Annotated in this window: 20 protein-coding genes; 7 read left to right on the top strand and 13 right to left on the bottom strand. The window is 71.4% G+C overall.

Annotation, left to right across the window (positions count from 1 at the left end; all coding sequences use genetic code 11):
• Nucleotides 1–9 precede the first annotated feature (9 nt).
• The 13 genes from ACQKQD_RS04450 to ACQKQD_RS04510 all read right to left on the bottom strand — a co-directional run bounded on the left by ACQKQD_RS04450 (nt 10) and on the right by ACQKQD_RS04510 (nt 11,010).
• Nucleotides 10–1,347, bottom strand: a complete 1,338-nt coding sequence (locus tag ACQKQD_RS04450; protein ID WP_020091475.1) for a S41 family peptidase — start codon at nt 1,345–1,347, stop codon at nt 10–12.
• Nucleotides 1,347–2,702: a murein hydrolase activator EnvC family protein gene (locus ACQKQD_RS04455; protein WP_091678000.1), complete on the bottom strand. Its 1,356-nt coding sequence runs from the start codon at nt 2,700–2,702 to the stop codon at nt 1,347–1,349. The genes ACQKQD_RS04450 and ACQKQD_RS04455 overlap by 1 nt, the downstream gene beginning before the upstream one ends.
• 12 nt (nt 2,703–2,714) lie before the next feature.
• Nucleotides 2,715–3,209 carry a 23S rRNA (pseudouridine(1915)-N(3))-methyltransferase RlmH gene (gene rlmH / locus ACQKQD_RS04460; RefSeq protein ID WP_091978388.1) on the bottom strand — a complete coding sequence of 165 codons (495 nt, stop codon included), beginning with the start codon at nt 3,207–3,209 and terminating at the stop codon, nt 2,715–2,717.
• Between the two features lie 15 nt (nt 3,210–3,224).
• The gene (rsfS, locus tag ACQKQD_RS04465) at nt 3,225–3,557 is read right to left on the bottom strand and encodes a ribosome silencing factor (protein WP_085986769.1); all 333 of its coding nucleotides are present in this window, start codon (nt 3,555–3,557) and stop codon (nt 3,225–3,227) included.
• Nucleotides 3,558–3,686: 129 nt separating this feature from the next.
• Nucleotides 3,687–4,346 carry a nicotinate-nucleotide adenylyltransferase gene (locus tag ACQKQD_RS04470; RefSeq protein ID WP_427507593.1) on the bottom strand — a complete coding sequence of 220 codons (660 nt, stop codon included), beginning with the start codon at nt 4,344–4,346 and terminating at the stop codon, nt 3,687–3,689.
• Between the two features lie 19 nt (nt 4,347–4,365).
• A complete protein-coding gene (locus ACQKQD_RS04475) occupies nt 4,366–5,664 on the bottom strand; it encodes a glutamate-5-semialdehyde dehydrogenase (RefSeq protein ID WP_427507594.1) in 1,299 nt (432 codons plus the stop codon).
• Between the two features lie 159 nt (nt 5,665–5,823).
• The gene (gene proB / locus ACQKQD_RS04480) at nt 5,824–6,939 is read right to left on the bottom strand and encodes a glutamate 5-kinase (RefSeq protein WP_427507595.1); all 1,116 of its coding nucleotides are present in this window, start codon (nt 6,937–6,939) and stop codon (nt 5,824–5,826) included.
• Nucleotides 6,940–7,009: 70 nt separating this feature from the next.
• On the bottom strand, nt 7,010–8,038 hold the full coding sequence (gene obgE, locus ACQKQD_RS04485) for a GTPase ObgE (RefSeq protein ID WP_427507596.1): 1,029 nt from the start codon (nt 8,036–8,038) through the stop codon (nt 7,010–7,012).
• Between the two features lie 88 nt (nt 8,039–8,126).
• Nucleotides 8,127–8,723 (bottom strand): GNAT family N-acetyltransferase, encoded by a 597-nt coding sequence (locus ACQKQD_RS04490; RefSeq protein WP_132366200.1) that lies wholly within the window; start codon nt 8,721–8,723, stop codon nt 8,127–8,129.
• Nucleotides 8,724–8,909: 186 nt separating this feature from the next.
• Complete coding sequence (gene rpmA, locus ACQKQD_RS04495; protein WP_012317134.1) at nt 8,910–9,176, bottom strand: 50S ribosomal protein L27; 267 nt, start codon at nt 9,174–9,176, stop codon at nt 8,910–8,912.
• Nucleotides 9,177–9,260: 84 nt separating this feature from the next.
• The gene (gene rplU / locus ACQKQD_RS04500; protein ID WP_010683509.1) at nt 9,261–9,575 is read right to left on the bottom strand and encodes a 50S ribosomal protein L21; all 315 of its coding nucleotides are present in this window, start codon (nt 9,573–9,575) and stop codon (nt 9,261–9,263) included.
• 189 nt (nt 9,576–9,764) lie between these two features.
• A complete protein-coding gene (locus ACQKQD_RS04505) occupies nt 9,765–10,169 on the bottom strand; it encodes a hypothetical protein (protein WP_234081062.1) in 405 nt (134 codons plus the stop codon).
• Between the two features lie 208 nt (nt 10,170–10,377).
• On the bottom strand, nt 10,378–11,010 hold the full coding sequence (locus ACQKQD_RS04510) for a YceI family protein (RefSeq protein WP_091978391.1): 633 nt from the start codon (nt 11,008–11,010) through the stop codon (nt 10,378–10,380).
• Between the two features lie 131 nt (nt 11,011–11,141).
• On the opposite strand from ACQKQD_RS04510, the gene ruvA reads away from it, so the two are divergent.
• The 7 genes from ruvA to ACQKQD_RS04545 all read left to right on the top strand — a co-directional run bounded on the left by ruvA (nt 11,142) and on the right by ACQKQD_RS04545 (nt 16,360).
• Nucleotides 11,142–11,759, top strand: coding sequence for a Holliday junction branch migration protein RuvA (gene ruvA / locus ACQKQD_RS04515; RefSeq protein ID WP_020091486.1), 618 nt, complete (start codon nt 11,142–11,144; stop codon nt 11,757–11,759).
• Nucleotides 11,760–11,952: 193 nt separating this feature from the next.
• The gene (locus ACQKQD_RS04520) at nt 11,953–12,225 is read left to right on the top strand and encodes a (2Fe-2S)-binding protein (RefSeq protein ID WP_083916283.1); all 273 of its coding nucleotides are present in this window, start codon (nt 11,953–11,955) and stop codon (nt 12,223–12,225) included.
• A gap of 44 nt (nt 12,226–12,269) precedes the next feature.
• Nucleotides 12,270–12,767: a bacterioferritin gene (bfr, locus tag ACQKQD_RS04525; protein WP_012317139.1), complete on the top strand. Its 498-nt coding sequence runs from the start codon at nt 12,270–12,272 to the stop codon at nt 12,765–12,767.
• A 119-nt stretch (nt 12,768–12,886) separates the two neighbouring features.
• On the top strand, nt 12,887–13,684 hold the full coding sequence (gene dapB, locus ACQKQD_RS04530; protein ID WP_056521879.1) for a 4-hydroxy-tetrahydrodipicolinate reductase: 798 nt from the start codon (nt 12,887–12,889) through the stop codon (nt 13,682–13,684).
• Nucleotides 13,685–13,701: 17 nt separating this feature from the next.
• The gene (locus ACQKQD_RS04535; protein ID WP_427507766.1) at nt 13,702–14,340 is read left to right on the top strand and encodes a 2,3-bisphosphoglycerate-dependent phosphoglycerate mutase; all 639 of its coding nucleotides are present in this window, start codon (nt 13,702–13,704) and stop codon (nt 14,338–14,340) included.
• A complete protein-coding gene (locus ACQKQD_RS04540; protein WP_427507597.1) occupies nt 14,341–14,988 on the top strand; it encodes an alpha-ketoglutarate-dependent dioxygenase AlkB in 648 nt (215 codons plus the stop codon). It begins immediately after the preceding gene.
• Between the two features lie 13 nt (nt 14,989–15,001).
• Entirely contained in the window at nt 15,002–16,360 is a 1,359-nt protein-coding gene (locus ACQKQD_RS04545) for a DUF817 family protein (RefSeq protein ID WP_427507598.1), read from the top strand.
• The last annotated feature ends 56 nt before the right edge of the window (nt 16,361–16,416 follow it).

Here is a 16,416-nt window from a genome sequence, read left to right on the forward strand (position 1 = left end):
GCCGAACGATCAGTTCGGCAGGCTCGGCTTCTGCTGCTGCGCGGGCGTGCCGTTGGCGGCGCCCTTCTGGATGCCGTGCAAGAAGTCCACGGCCGAGATCAGCTGCTTGTCCTTGGCCGGATCCGGCGGGACGTAGGCGGAGGATCCGCCGCGCTCGTCGGTGTCCTTCTGCTTCAGGTGGCCCTTCAGCCCGGCCTCACCCTTGGTCTCGTCCTTGCCCTTGAGCTCGTCCGGCACGTCCTGCGTGACCTCGACGTCCGGCTCGATGCCCTTGGCCTGGATCGAGCGGCCCGACGGCGTGTAGTAGCGCGCCGTGGTGAGCCGGAGAGCGCCGGAGCCGCCGAGGGGGATGATCGACTGGACCGAGCCCTTGCCGAAGGAGCGCGTGCCCATGATGGTCGCGCGCTTGTGATCCTGAAGGGCGCCGGCCACGATCTCGGAGGCCGAGGCGGAACCGCCGTTGACCAGCACCACGATGGGCTTGCCCTTGGTCAGATCGCCGGCCTTGGCCGAGAACCGCTGCGTCTCGTCCGGGTTGCGGCCGCGGGTCGAGACGATCTCGCCGCGATCGAGGAAGGCGTCGGAGACCATCACGGCCTGATCGAGTAGCCCGCCCGGGTTGTTGCGCAGGTCGACGATGTAGCCCTTGATCTTGTCGGCACCGATCTCGCCCGTGAGCTTGTCGATGGCGGCCCGCATCCCGTCGAAGGTCTGCTCGTTGAACTGGGTCAGGCGGATGTAGGCGACGTCGCCGCCCTCGATCTTCGAGCGCACCGGCTTGATCTTGATCACGTCGCGGGTGAGCGTGACGTCGATCGGGTCCTTCGACTCCTTGCGGCTGATCTTGAGCTTGACGCTCGAGTTGACCGGGCCGCGCATCTTGTCGACCGCCTGGTTCAGGGTGAGGCCCTGGACCTGGTCGTCATCGATCTGCGTGATGATGTCGTTCGCGAGCAGGCCCGCCTTCGCCGCCGGGGTGTCGTCGATCGGCGTGACGACCTTGATCAGGCCGTCCTCCATCGTGACCTCGATGCCGAGACCGCCGAACTCGCCGCGGGTGGTGGTCTGCATGTCGCGGAACGCCTTGGCGTCCATGTAGCTCGAGTGCGGGTCGAGCGACGTCAGCATGCCGTTGACGGCCGCCTCGATCATCTTCGACTCGTCCGGCTTCTCGACGTAGTCGGTGCGGACCTTCTCGAAGACGTCGCCGAACAGGCTGAGCTGGCGGTAGGTCTCGGCCGAGGCGGCCACGGCCCGCGGACCCGACAGGAAGTCGGTCTGGGTCGCCACCATGGACGTTCCGGCACCGAGGAAGGCGCCGAGCATGATCAGGGAAGTCTTGCGCATCAGCCGCGAACCTTCTCGCCAAGTACCGTATTATTCGGGCTCTTCGCCCACCACGGCTCCGGATCGATGGAGCCGCCGTCCTTCTTGAACTCGACGTAGAGCGTGGGATCACCCTCGGACCCGCCGGGACCCGCACCCCTGTCGCCCATGCTGCCGACCGGTTCGCCCGCGAGCACGAACTGACCGACCTCGACGCTGATCTGGTCCATTCCCGCGAGCAGAAGATAGTAGCCGTCGCCCGCGTTGATGATCAAGAGTTGGCCATAGGACCGAAACGGCCCGGCGAACTGCACCCACCCGTCGGCCGGGGACGAGACCGACGCCTTCGGGCGGGTCGTGAACGACACGCCGCGGGTCGTCCCGCCGTTGCCGTCGGGCTGGTTGAAGCCGCGTGCGACGCGTCCGCTCACCGGCCGCGGCACTTCGCCCCGCGCCTCGGCGAAATGCACTTTGGGCGCGAGCCGCGCCGGATCGCGGAAGCCGGCCGCGGCGAACCGCTCCTGCGTGATGCGCACCTCGCGCTCCGCGGCAGCCTTGGCCTCCTCGGCGGAGCGCTTCGCCGCGGCGACCTCCGCCTCTGTGCGGTCGAGCAGGTCCTTCAGGTTCTTGGCCTGCGCGCCGAGCTCGGTGGCGCGGCGCCGCTCGGCCGTGAGGCCGCTCTCCACCTCCGCCTGCCGCGCGCGCCGGGCGGCGACCAGGGCCTGCAGGCGCTGCTGCTCGCGCGCCCAGCCGGCGAGGTCGTTCGAGAGGCCTTCCTTGTCCTGCGCGATCAAACCGCGCAGCCTGATCATTTCCGCGAGATCGGCCGCGAGCGTGTCCACCTCGCCGCGCAGTTCCGGCACCACCGCACCGAGCAGCATCGAGGTCCGGATCGCGGCCAGCACGTCCTCGGGGCTCACCAGCACCGCCGGCGGCGGGCGGCGGCCCATCCGCTGGAGCGCCGCCAGGATCTCGGCGACGATGCCGCGCCGACCCTGCAGCGAGTGCCGGATCGCGGCCTCGCTCTCGCTCATCGCCTTCAGGCGCTCCTCCAGGCGGCTGAGGCGGTCTTCCGTCGCCTGCGCCTGTCGATTCGCGTCGAGGAGGGCGGTGTCGAGCTTCGCGCGGTCGGACCCGATCGCCGCGATCTCGGATTCGAACTGCGCGCGCTGTCCGGCGCTGGCGGCGAGGGCGTCCTGCACGCGCTTCAGGTTCTCGGCCCGGCGCTCCCGCTCCTCGTTGGCCCGCTGGATCGCCTCGGGATCCGTGGGCTTCGGAGTCTCGGCGCGCGCGGCGACAGTGATCGACAGCGCGGCCAGCAGGGCGAGTGCCGCGCGCGCGCGCCGCGACCCAGGCTTCGACTCGGGCTCGGACATCCTCACGGCCGCTCAGCCCGCCTCACCGCGATGGTACGGGTGACCGGCCAGGATGGTGAGGCTGCGATAGAGTTGTTCGAGGGCGAGCACGCGAACGAGTCCGTGGGGCAGGGTGGCGGCCCCGAACGACAGGATCAGCTCCGCGCGCGTCCGAATTGAGGCGTCCAGCCCGTCCGGGCCGCCGATCACCACGACCAGGGCCGGCCGTGCCGCGTCGCGCCAGGCGGCGACGCGCTCGGCCATGGCTTCGCTGGCGAGATCGGCCCGACCGCGCTCGTCATAGGCGACGAGGACACCGCCCGCGGGCAGATGGGTCGCGAGCGCCGCCGCCTCCTCGGCGCACCGGTCGGGGGCGCGACGGGCGCGGGATTCCGGGATCTCGACGCTGTCGCAGGACGGGAAGCCGAGGCCGCGTCCGAGTTGCGCGGCGCGGTCGCGATATCGTGACGCGAGTTCGCGCTCCGGCCCGGCCTTCAGCCGTCCGACCGCGGCCAGGACCAGGCGCACGGATTCGGATCCGGCCTAGCCGGCCGCGATCCCGACGGGGCGGTCGGCGCCCCACATCTTCTCGAGGTTGTAGAAGCCGCGGACCTCGGGGCGGAAGATGTGCACCAGCACGTCGCCGGCGTCGATCAGCACCCAGTCGCAGGCCGGCATGCCCTCGACCCGGGCGTTGCCGTAGCCGCGATTCTTCATCTCCTGGATGATCTTGTCGGCGATCGAGCCGACGTGACGCTGCGAGCGACCCGACGTGATGATCATCGTGTCGGCGAGCGAGGTCTTGCCGGCCAGATCGATCGCGATCGTCTCCTCGGCCTTCATGTCGTCGAGGCATTCGAGGGCGAGCGCCTTCAGGTCGTCCGAGCGCGCCTGACCGGCTTCGACCGGGGCCTGGACGGGGGTGCGGATCGTCTCCGTGTGACTGGTTTCGGGCAGAGTCCTGGTTCCTCGTTCTGCCGCACGGCGACGTCGGGCCTTGCGGGATCAGGTGAAATTGGCGGTATCGGGCCGCGATTGCAACCGCGCAGGCTTCGGCGGCGCCGTCCCCCGACCCGTGCGCGCGCGGATCTGCGTGGACGACAGGGTCGAGCGCGGCCCGTGCAGGAACATCCAGGCCGGCGGCGACCGCAGAGCGAGCGTCGACGCCGCCGCCTCGGGAACCCGGGCACCGGCGAGGCTTCGGGCCGCGCGGGCACTCAGCGGCGTCATGGTGAAGCCGGGCCGGTCGATGACGGCGATCGGCACGAGGCGGGCGATCTCGGCGAAGCCCTTCCAGCGATGGAAGGTCCCGAGGGAATCGGCTCCCATGACCCAGACGAAGTGAACGCCTGGGCACCTGCGCGTGAGGAAGCGCAGCGTCTGCACCGTGAAGCGGACGCCGAGCGCAGCCTCGATCCCGGTCACGGCGATCCGCGGGTGCCGGGCGATCTGGCGCGCCTGGTCGCACCGCGCCGCGACGGAGGGGAGGGCGCTCCGGCTCTTGAGCGGGTTCCCCGGGCTCACCAGCCACCAGACCCGGTCGAGCCCGAGCCGACGCAGGGCCGCAAGCGTCACGTGCCGGTGGCCCAGATGGGCGGGATTGAAGGATCCGCCGTAGAGGCCGATCCGCATGCCGGGAGCGCTCGGCGGCAGAGTCAGCCGCACGCCGAACCGTCAGTGCGCGTCACGGGCGGATCTGGCCGCTGCCGTGGACCCGGTACTTGAACGTGGTCAGCTGCTCGACGCCCACCGGCCCGCGCGCGTGCATCCGCCCGGTGGCGATGCCGATCTCGGCCCCGAAGCCGAACTCGCCGCCGTCGGCGAACTGCGTGGAGGCGTTGTGTGTGACGATCGCCGAGTCGACCTCGGCCAGGAAGCGCGTCGCCTCGGCGTCGTTCTCGGTGATGATCGCGTCGGTGTGATGCGAGCCGTAGGTCTCGATGTGCTCGATGGCGGCCTCGATCCCGTCGACCACCCGCACCGCGATGATCGCGTCGAGGTACTCGGTGTGCCAGTCCTCCTCTGAGGCGGCCGTCACGCGCGGATCGACCGCGCGCGTCGCGGCATCGCCCCGGACGGCGCAGCCGGCGTCGAGCAGGGCCTGGACCAGCGGCGCGAGGTGCGTCGCCGCGCAGGCGCGGTCGACCAGCAGGGTCTCGGCGGCGCCGCAGACGCTGGTGCGGCGCATCTTGCTGTTGAGCAGCACGGTGCGGGCCATGTCGAGATCCGCCGCCGCGGCGACGTAGACGTGGTTGATGCCGTCGAGATGGGCGAAGACCGGCACGCGCGCCTCGGCCTGGACGCGCTCAACGAGACCGCGGCCGCCGCGCGGGACGATCACGTCGACGCAGCCGTCGAGGCCGGCGAGCATCAGGCCGACCGCGGCGCGGTCGCGGGTGGGCACCAGCTGGATCGCGTCCTCCGGCAGGCCCGCATCGGCGAGCCCGCGGCTCATGGCCTTCGCGATCGCCATCGCGCTGCGATGGCTGTCCGAGCCGGCCCGGAGGATCGCCGCGTTGCCGGCCTTCAGGCAGAGCGCGCCGGCATCCGCCGTCACGTTGGGGCGCGCCTCGAAGATGACGCCGACGACGCCGAGCGGCACCGCGATGCGCTCGATCAGCAGGCCGTTCGGCCGCTCGATCGCGGCGAGCTGGCGCCCGACCGGGTCGGCGAGCGACCCGACCTTCTCGACGGCGTCCGCGATGGCCGCGAGGCGCGTGGGGTCGAGGGTGAGCCGGTCGATCAGCGCGGCGGTCTGGCCCGCGCTCCGGGCCGCAGCCACGTCCCGGGCGTTCTCGCTCAGGATCTCGTCGGCGCTCGCGCGGATCCGCTCGGCGATCAGCTTGAGCGCGACGTCCTTCGTCCGCGCCGAGGCCAGCGCCATGCGCCGCGCCGCCGCCCGGGCGCGGCGGCCGATCGCCGCCATCTGCTCCGGAAGGGCGTCGGCCTCGGCGAAGTCCGATCTCAGGTTCAGGACGGGCACGCTGGCGTCCTCGGTTGTCGACGGCCGCGCGCGCGGCCCGGACGGGGGGAGAGCGCCGTATTTGCACATCGAACGCCGTCCCGACAAGAGTGCCGGTCCGGGAACGGTGGCGATCATCGAGACAAAAATTGTAAATAGATTAGCTTGGGTCGACGATTTCTAGAATAGTGCCAAGTCATCGCGGTGCACCATCCAGGCGCGACCGGGATAATTGAGCAGTTCCGGAATGTGCGCGCTCGGATGACCGATGATCAGCGCGGCCTCGGCGCTGTCATAGGCCACGAGACCGCGGCCGAGGATCCGGCCCTCCGGATCGCGGATCATGACGGCGTCGCCGCGGGAGAAGCTGCCCTCGATCGCCCGCACGCCCACGGGAAGCAGGCTGGCCCCGCTCCGGAGCGCCTGCTCGGCGCCCGCGTCGATCGTCAGGGTGCCGCGCGGCTCCAGCGAGCCGGCGATCCAGGTCTTCCGGGCGGCCGTGGGCGTGGACCCCGAGAGGAACCACGTGCAGCGCGCCCCGTCCCGCACGGCCTTCAGCGGGTTCTTCCCGCGCCCGTCCGCGATGACCAGGTGCGTGCCGCCCGAGGCCGCGATCTTGGCGGCCTCGACCTTGGTGCGCATGCCGCCCCGCGACAGCTCGGAGGCCGGGCCGCCGGCCATTGCCTCGATCTCGGGAGTGATCCGGTCGACCACGGCGAGGTGGCGGGCGTCCGGATCGCTCTGGGGCGGCGCCGTGTAGAGGCCGTCGATGTCCGAGAACAGCACCAGCACGTCGGCGTCGATCATGGTGGCGACCCGGGCGGCGAGCCGGTCGTTGTCGCCGTAGCGGATCTCCGAGGTCGCCACCGTGTCGTTCTCGTTCACGACCGGCACCGCGCGCATCTCCAGGAGCTTCAGCACGGTGGCGCGGGCGTTGAGGTAGCGGCGGCGCTCCTCGGTATCCTGCGGCGTCACGAGGATCTGGCCGGCGACGATGCCGTGATGGCCCAGCGCCTCGGCCCAGTGGCGCGCCAGCGTGATCTGCCCCACCGAGGCCGCGCCCTGGCTCTCCTCCAGGCGCAGGACGCCGGGGGGCAGGCCCAGCACCGTCCGGCCGAGGGCGATGCTGCCCGAGGACACGACCAGAACGTCGACGCCGCGCTTGTGCAGCTCCGCGATGTCCTCGGCCAGCGCGGCGAGCCAAGCGTGGCGCAGGCGGCCGGCACTGCGGTCGACCAGCAGGGCCGAGCCGACCTTGATGACCACGCGACGGAATTCTTCGAGGGCAGGGATCATGATTCTTGCGGGACGGCGCGTTCGGGGCGGGTGTGAACCAAGACCCGCCCTTTGAACAGTCGGTCGAGGGCTACGGCTGCCAGGCGGCCGCCGGCTTCCGCTCGGCTTCGGCGCTGGCATCGATCTCGGCCTGAAGCGCGCGCAGCGCCTCGGGAACGCCCTTGCGGCTCGCCGAGGACAGGACCAGCGGCGCGCGGCCGGCGGCGCGCTTCAGCTTGGCCACCTGGCTCTTGAGCGTGTCGGCGTCGAGCGCGTCGGCCTTCGAGAGCGCCACGACCTCGGGCTTCTCCGCGAGGCCGTTGCCGTAGGCCTCGATCTCGCCGCGAACCAGCTTGTAGGTCTTGCCCGCATGCTCGCTCGTGCCGTCCACGAGGTGCAGCAGCACCCGGCACCGCTCGACATGGGCGAGGAACCTGTCGCCGAGGCCGACGCCCTCGTGGGCGCCCTCGATCAGGCCCGGGATGTCGGCGAGCACGAACTCGCGCCCGTCCGAGCGAACCACGCCGAGGCCGGGATGCAGGGTCGTGAACGGGTAGTCGGCGATCTTCGGCTTCGCCGCGGTGACGCTCGCCAGGAAGGTCGACTTGCCGGCATTCGGGAGCCCGACGAGTCCGGCATCTGCGATCAGCTTGAGCCGCAGCCAGATCCACATCTCCTGGCCTTCCAGGCCGGGATTGGCGTGTTTCGGGGCCCGGTTCGTGGAGGTCGCGAAGTAGGCGTTGCCGAAGCCGCCGTTGCCGCCCTTGGCGAGGCGGATCTTCTGGCCGACCTCGGTCAGGTCGGCGAGCAGCGTCTCGCCGTCCTCGGAGAAGATCTGCGTGCCGGCCGGGACCTTCAGGACCGTGTCGGCGCCGTTGGCGCCGTGGCAGTTCGAGCCCATGCCGTGCTCGCCCTTCTTGGCCTTGAAGTGCTGCTGGTAGCGGTAGTCGATCAGGGTGTTGAGACCCTCGACGCACTCCACCCAGACATCGCCGCCGCGGCCGCCGTCACCGCCGTTCGGTCCACCGAACTCGATGAACTTCTCGCGCCGGAACGAGACGCAGCCGGGACCGCCATCACCGGAGCGGACATAGACCTTGGCTTCGTCGAGGAACTTCACGACCTGAATCCTTTGTCGGGCGCGGATTCGCGACCCGCACCATCACCCTGTCGGCGGCCGCCGGCCAGTCCGGCGCCGCGGGGCCGCCTCAGGCGGCCCGCGTCATCGCCGGCTCGGACGGCGGAGTCTGCCAGCGCTGCCGGTCGAGGCTGAAGAGATCGACCGGAAGGTCCGCGCCGCGCGCCGGAAAGGGCCGGATCGCGCTGCCGGCCTGCGCGAAGCCGCAGGTCTCCAGCACGCGCCGGGACGCCGGGTTGACCGTGCGGGCCGAGGCGGCGAGTTCCGTCCCGCCCGTATAGGCGAAGAACGCGTGGCACAGGGCCGTCACGGCCTCGGCCATCAGGCCGCTGCCCCAGTAGGGCTGCCCGAGCCAGTAGCCGAGTTCCGGCGGTCCGTCGCTCCGCCCGTCGATGCTGACGACACCGATGAGGCTGCCCGGCGCCGCCCGTGGCGCGAGGGCGAGCGTGAGCGCCGAACCGGCGGCGTTCCGCGAGCGCGCCTGCAGCAGGAACGCGTCCACCTCCGGGGCCGGGAGCGGGTGCGGCACCCGCGCCAGCATCGCGGCGACCGACGGGTCGCCGGCCAGCTTCAGGATCGCGTCCCTGTCCTTGGCGGTCGGCCAGCGCAGCCACAGCCGCCGCGTCTCGATCCGGAAAACGTCATCACGGGTCAGATCGGGGAACATCGTGCCCTCGCAGGGCGGCGCTCCCGGCTCCGGGGCACCGCCTCAAGACGACGAAGGGGAGGATGGCGTCCCATCCTCCCCGGTGTTCCGTCCGACCTGCCCCGTCAGGGGCTCGGCAACGACGTCTCCGGTCCGGTGTGGGACACCGGGCGGGACGCCAGCTTCGCCACTCAGGGCGCCCGCCTCTTATTCCGCGGCCTCGGCCAGCGGGGTAACACCTACGAAGGCGCGCCCGCGGCGCGTCTCGAAGCGGACATGGCCCGGTACCAGCGCGAAGATCGTGTGGTCCTTACCCATGCCGACATTGGCGCCGGGATGCCATTTGGTGCCGCGCTGACGCACGATGATGTTGCCCGGAATGACGGCCTCCGAGCCGAACTTCTTGACGCCGAGGCGCCGGCCTTCCGAATCGCGACCGTTGCGGGACGAGCCGCCAGCCTTCTTGTGTGCCATGGGATGAGCTCCGAATTCTGAGTGGCGTGGATGCGGTCGCGGATCGGTCCCTCAGGACCGTACGCGCCCAGCGTCTGGCGTGCGTCAGGCCGAAATGCCGGTGATGCGCACGACCGTGTGGTCCTGGCGATGGCCGCGCTTGCGGCGGGAGTTCTGCCGGCGGCGCTTCTTGAAGGCGATGACCTTCTTGTCGCGGCCGTGGCGCACGATCTCGCCCGTGACACTGATGCCCGACAGGGTCGGGGCGCCGACCTGGGTCGCGCCCGCGCCGTCGGCGAACAGGAGGACCTCGCCGAAGGTCACGGCCTCGCCGGCCTCGCCCGCCAGGGAGGCGATGGTGATGGTGTCGTTGGCGGCGACGCGGTACTGCTTACCGCCCGTCTTGATGACTGCGAACATCGTTCTCTCGTGTTCTCGAACGGCCTCCGGGGCGGCTGCCCCTGGACCGGCTTCTTGTTTGAAGTCATTGAACGGGCGTTCGGCCCGGACAACGCGAAACGCGCGGACCCCAGCTGAGGCCGCGCGCCATGCGGGCTCAGTACGGGCGCGCCGGCGCCGTGTCAATCCGCGGCGGCCTGCTGGGCGGTGTCACCGGATCGGCGCGCCGGTCGCCAGGATGCCCTTCGCGACGCTGCCCGCCGGGCCGAAGGCGGCGAGGGCCTGCGCGCACCACGTCTCCCGGCCGTCGGCGGCGAGCTGCTGGCGCACCTGCGTGGCGCGGGTGCGCAGCTTCTCCTCCAGGATCGCCTCCTGCCCGGCATTGACGCGTGCCGCGAGGCGGAGCGTCGTCAGCTGGCCGGCCCGGACCTGCACGCCCGGGCAGGCCTGCTCGGCGATGATGGTCGTGGCCGCCGCCGAGGCGTAATTGTCGAGGGCCGACGCCGGCGCGGCCGGATTGGCCGGCGCGGCGGGCGCCTGCGCGGCGGCCGTCCCCGCGAGATTCAGCGTCAGGGCTAGCGTCAGGGCAAGGGTGGGGACACCGACACGCCGCACGGCTGAGACCTCCAGGGTAAGCATCGATCGGCGCGGTGGCGCACCCGCATCTTCGCGACGATGCCGGGCGCCGACCGGGAGACGCGCGTTCCCTTGGGCGCGCCCCTCGCCGCGGCGCCGCGACGGCGGCTGACTACACGTCCGGCGACGGGGCGTCACCCGCCGCGTCGGCCCGCGGTCGGCGCGCGGTCGGCAGACGGACCGGCCGTCAGGGCGCGGCCTTGAACTCGCCCTCGATGCGCAGGCTCACCTCGTCGCCGAGCTGCGGCAGGTAGGCGTTGATGCCGAAATCCGAGCGCTTGACGACCGCGCGCCCGTCGAAGCCCACGGTGTAGCGCTGGTCCACGGGGTGGATGCCGGCCTGGTTGAAGGTGGCGTCGATCGCGAACGGCCGGACCGTCCCCCGCAGGTTGAGGTCGCCGGTGATCCGCGCGGTGGTCGGGCTGGTGGGCTCGACCTTGGTGGCGGTGAAGGTGGCGCTCGGGAACTTGGCCGTGTCGAAGAAATCCGGGGCCGCGAGGTGCTCGTTCAGCCGGGTGCTGCCGGTGATGACGCCGCCGAGCGGCACAGTCACCTCGAGGCGGCTCTTCTCGGGCGCCTTCGGGTCGAGCTGGAGCGTGCCGCTCAGGCCGGTGAACTGGCCGTAATAGGTCGAATAGCCGAGATGCGAGACCGACCACGTGATCTTGCCGTGATCCGGATCGAGGACGTAGCTGCCGGGCCGGACCTGCGTCGGATCAGCGCTCGGCGCGACCGGTGCGGGCGGGGCTGCCGGGTTGTCCGCCGCCCGGGCCGGGCCGGCGCAGAGCAGGCCGATCAGGACAAGAAGTGGCGCGCGCATGTCATCCCCCCGTGACCGGCCAAGCTCGGCCGGCGCGGGCCCGTGATTTCATGATCTCCCTGCGCGCTCAAGCACGTCTGGCGAAGGCCGCCGCGGTTCTGTAGGCAAGCCGAGGTAGCGGCAGGCGTGGCATGATCGGCAAGCTCAAGGGCGTCGTGGACTCGTTCGGCGAGGATTTCGTGATCCTCGACGTGTCGGGGGTCGGCTACATCGTTCACTGCTCGGCGCGGACCTTGCAGCGCATGCCCAAGGTCGGCGAGCCCGCGGCGCTGTCGATCGAGACCCACGTCCGCGAGGACATGATCCGCCTCTACGGCTTCCGCTCGGACGCCGAGCGCGAGTGGTTCCGCCTGCTCCAGACCGTCCAGGGCGTCGGCGCGCGGGTGGCGCTCGGCGTTCTGTCGGTGCTGGAGCCCGAGGCGCTGGCGAGCGCCATCGCTACCGGCGACAAGGGCTCGATCAGCCGAGCCCCGGGCGTCGGGCCGCGCCTCGCCGCCCGGCTGGCCGCCGAGCTCAAGGACAAGGCCCCGGCCTTCGCGCCCGTCGATCCCGCGCTGGTCGCCCTTGCGGGCGCCGTCGAGGAGGGCGCCGCCCCGCAGCCGGTGGCGGACGCCGTCTCGGCACTGGTCAATCTCGGCTACCCGCAGGTCCAGGCCGCCGCCGCCATCGCGGCCGCGCTCAAGGGTGCGGGGGAGGGCGCCGAGGCCAAAGTGCTCATCCGGCTCGGCCTGCGCGAACTCGCCCGCTGACGGCCCGACCTGACAGTTGGGGCGCACTTAGATCGCACGCCCTTGACCCGCGCGGGCGGCGGTGCCATGTCGACCGCGACCAATAAGGTATTGAAAAGCAAGCTACTTTTCAATTCTTCTAAACTGGCGCGGGTGCCCCGGACGGTCGTCGACGACCGCGGCGGGCACGGGGATGACGGGATTTGCGGCGCGCATGATCGTCTGTTCTTGTAACGTCTTATCGGACGGCGCCGTGCGCGGCTGCCTCGCCCCCGGACCCGGCTGCCCGCGCACGCCCGCTCAGGTCTACGCCTGCCTCGGCTGCAGCCCGAAATGCGGGCGCTGCGCCCGCACGATCCGCGCGATCATGCAGACCGCGCTGGGCGAGGCCGCGGCGGCGGAGAGCAGCCATGCTTGCACGACGGCTTGCGCGAGCGCCTGTAGTTTGGTGAAATTCCAAACTGCGGATGAGGGAGTCGCGGCCTGATGCTTCTACCCCCCGCCTGAGAGCACGGTAAGGAGTACGGGGGCATGAAGGGCGACACCAAGGTCATCGAGTATCTGAATCGCGGCCTGCGCAGTGAGCTGACGGCGGTCAGCCAGTACTGGCTGCATTTCCGCATGCTCAATGACTGGGGCTACGTCGAGCTGGCGAAGTTCTGGCGCAAGGAATCGATCGAGGAGATGAACCACGCCGACCGGTTCATCGACCGGATCCTGTTCCTCGACGGGTTCCCGAACCTGCAGGAACTCGACCCGCTGCGGATCGGCCAGAACGTTCAGGAGATCCTGGAATCCGATCTCGCCGCCGAGAACGAGGCCCGCAGCCTCTATCTCGAGGCCGCGAAGTACTGCGATTCGATCAACGACCGCGTATCCAAGCGCCTCTTCGAGGATCTGGCCGAGGACGAGGAGGGTCACATCGACTTCCTCGAGACCCAGCTCGAGCTGATCAAGCAGATCGGCCTGCCGCTCTACGCGCAGAAGCATATCGGCGGCCTCGAGCAGATCGCCCCCGAGAAGGAGTGAGAGCGCCCGGGCTCCCGCCGCCCGCGCGGCGGAGCGGGGACCCGGACAGCGATGCGGGCAGGGGCGGGGCCGGCGCGGCCGCGTTCCTGCCCGCCTGAGACGGCAAGCTGGGGAACGGGATGCGGCTCGTGGTGGTCGGCGCCGACGGGCGCATGGGGCGGATGCTGATCCGCGCGGTGGCGCAGGCCGAGGGCTGCACGCTCTCAGCGGCGATCGAGCGCGACGGCTCGCCGGCGCTCGGCCAGGACGCCGGTGTGCTCGCCGGGCTGCCACCCCTCGACGTTCCCGTCACCGACGACGCCCTCACGGCCTTCGCGGGCGCCGACGGCGTCCTCGACTTCACCGCGCCGGCCGCCACGGTCGCCTTCGCCGAGCTCGCCGCCCAGGCGCGCATCGTCCACGTCGTCGGCACGACCGGCCTCTCGGAGGACGATTTCGCCAAGCTGAAGGCGGCCTCGTACCACGCCCGCATCGTGCAGTCGGGCAACATGTCGCTCGGCATCAACCTGATGGCCGCCCTGGTCCGGCGGGTCGCCAAGGCCCTGGGCGACGAGTTCGACATCGAGATCGCCGAGATGCACCACCGCATGAAGGTGGACGCCCCCTCCGGAACCGCGCTGATGCTCGGCGAGGCCGCCGCGGAGGGCCGCGGCGTCGACCTGAAGGCGGTTCGGGTCTCGACCCGGGACGGGCATACCGGCGCCCGCCGGCCCGGCGATATCGGCTTCGCCACCCTGCGGGGCGGCAGCGTCGTCGGCGACCACAGCGTGATCTTCGCCGGCACCGGCGAGAGCCTGACGATCAGCCACCACGCCGCCGACCGGGGCCTGTTCGCCACGGGCGCCGTCAAGGCCGCGCTCTGGGCGCATCCCAAGCCGCCGGGGCTCTACACCATGACCGACGTGCTCGGCCTGTGACCGGCGGCGCGACGGCGATGGAGCGGCTCCTCGTCCTCGTCCGGCATGGCCAGAGCGAGTGGAACCTGAAGAACCTGTTCACCGGCTGGCGCGACCCGGACCTCACTGAGCGCGGCGTCGCCGAGGCCCGGGCCGCCGGCCGCGGCCTCAAGCGGGACGGCTACGGGTTCGACCTGGCCTTCACCTCCGAGCTGGTCCGCGCGCAGCGCACCTGCGCGCTGATCCTCGAGGAGATGGGCCTCTCCGAGATCCCGGTCCTGCGCGCGCGCGCCCTCAACGAGCGCGATTACGGCGACCTCTCCGGCCTCAACAAGGACGAGGCCCGCGCCCGCTGGGGCGACGCGCAGGTCCACGCCTGGCGCCGGGGCTACGACGTGCGGCCGCCCGGCGGCGAGAGCCTGAAGGACACGGCCGCGCGAGTTCTGCCCTGCTACGTCGCGACGATCCTGCCGCGCGTGATGGCCGGCCAGCGGGTCCTTGTGGCGGCCCACGGGAACTCGCTCCGCGCCCTGGTGATGGTCCTCGACGGACTGACCGAGGCGCAGGTGCCCGATCTCCAGATCCGGACCGGCGTGCCGCTGGTCTACCGCCTGAACGCCGACACCACGGTCGCCTCCAAGACCGTGCTGGAGCAGGTCGTCGACGCGGACCGCTGAGTGGCGACGGAACTCGCACCGGGCCTGATCCACCATCCGGGCTTCCTCGACGCGGCGGCCCGCGCGCGGCTCGCCGCGGAGATCGCCGCGGTTCTCGCCGAGGCGCCGCCCGTGACGCCGCGCATGCCCCGCACCGGCAAGCCGTTCTCGGTGCGGATGTCGAATGCCGGACCCCTCGGCTGGGTCTCCGACGTCGCGGGCTACCGCTACCAGCCGCACCATCCCGAGACCGGTCGACCCTGGCCGGCCCTGCCGCCGACCGCCCGCGCGGCCTGGGAGACGCTGGCTGCCTATCCGGCCCCGCCGGAAGCCTGCCTCATCAACATCTACGCGCCGGGGACCCGCATGGGCCTCCACCAGGACCGCGACGAGGCGGATCTCGCCGCGCCGGTCGTGTCGCTGTCCCTCGGCGCGGCGGCCCTGTTCCGCTACGGCGGTCCGAGCCGGTCCGGCCCGACCCGCTCGGTCCGGCTGCAGGCCGGCGACGCACTGGTGATGGGTGGCGCCGCGCGGCTCGTCTTCCACGGCATCGACCGGCTCTACCCGGACGGCGACCTGCTGGAAGCGGCGGACGGGCCCGGGTTCCTGCCGCGGGGCGGCCGCTGCAATCTCACCCTGCGACGCGTCACGGTGCCGGCCACGCCATGATGCGCGACACGCCATGATGCGCGAGCGGGACCCGGAGCCGGTGCCGACCGCGATGCCGCCGGCGATCCCGGGCGGGCGCGTCAGCGCGGCAGCGCAGTGGCCGGCGCTCGCCGGCTTCGTCGCGGCCGAGGCCCGCCTCCAGGAGGCGGTCCTGGCGCGCGGGCGCGTCACGGCCGGGCTCTACGAGTTCGTCCGGTTCGGGCTCAAGCAGGGCTGGGCCTGCCTGTTCGGCGGCCTGCTCCTGGCGCTCATGCTCGGCACCCGCCTCGTCTGGCCGGCCCACGCGCCCGTCGCCCGTTACGACGCGCTGTTCCTCGCCGCCCTCGTGCTCCAGGTCGCGATGCTGCGGCTGCGGATGGAGACGTGGTCGGAGGCCCGGGTGATCCTGGTCTTCCACGTCATCGGCACGGCCATGGAGATCCACAAGACCGCGATCGGCAGCTGGGTCTACCCGGAGGCGAACCTGTTCCGGCTCGGCGGCGTCCCGCTGTTCACGGGCTTCATGTACGCGGCGGTCGGCAGCTTCCTCGCCCGCGTCTGGCGCCTGTTCGATTTCCGGTTCACGCGGCACCCGAGCCTGCGCCTGCTCGCGGTCCTGTCGGTGGCGATCTACGTCAATTTCCTCATCGATCATCGCGGCATCGACCTGCGTTTCGGACTCATCGCGGTCGCGGTCGCGGCCTTCGCCCCCGCGACCGTGTACTTCAAGGTCTGGCGGGAGCACCGCACCATGCCGCTCCTGCTGGGCCTGCTGCTCGTCGCGCTGTTCATCTGGTTCGCCGAGAATCTCGGCACGCTGTCCGGCACGTGGCTCTACCCGAACCAGCGGCAGCACTGGTCCATCGTCCCGGTGGCCAAGCTCTCGTCCTGGTTCTTGCTGATGATCGTGTCCTACACGCTGGTCGCGCGGGTGAACGGCATCGCGACCTGGCCGGCCGTGCCGGCCGCGCCCGCGCGTCGGGAGCTGCCGATGGCCCGCGCGACCCATCTCGGCCTCGTGGCCGCGGTGATCGCCTTCGGCCTGCTGCTGCGCGTGCCGCACTGGGGCCTGCCGCTCGCGATCCACCATTACGGCGGCGGGATCCTGTGGGGGGCGATGCTGTTCCTTCTGGTCGCGGCCCTGCGACCCGGCAGCTGGGGCCTGCGCACCTGCCTGATCGCCGCCTTCGCGGCCGCCGCGCTCATCGAGAGCAGCCGGCTCGTCCACACGCCGGCCCTCGACGCCTTCCGGACGACCCTGCCGGGTCAGCTCCTCCTCGGCTCCATCTTCTCGCCGTGGAATCTCCTCGCCTACGGCGTCGGGATCGGCGCCGCCGCCGCGCTCGCGCTTTCCCTTCATCGTGAACGCAGGCGCGCCGCGTTGCCGGCTTGACAGAACAGGTCGCCCGGCAGACCCATCGGGTGCGGACTAACCCAAAGTTGGGTCCA

The sequence above is a fragment of the Methylobacterium sp. NPDC080182 genome, from assembly GCF_050281105.1.
In the GTDB taxonomy this organism is placed as follows: domain Bacteria; phylum Pseudomonadota; class Alphaproteobacteria; order Rhizobiales; family Beijerinckiaceae; genus Methylobacterium.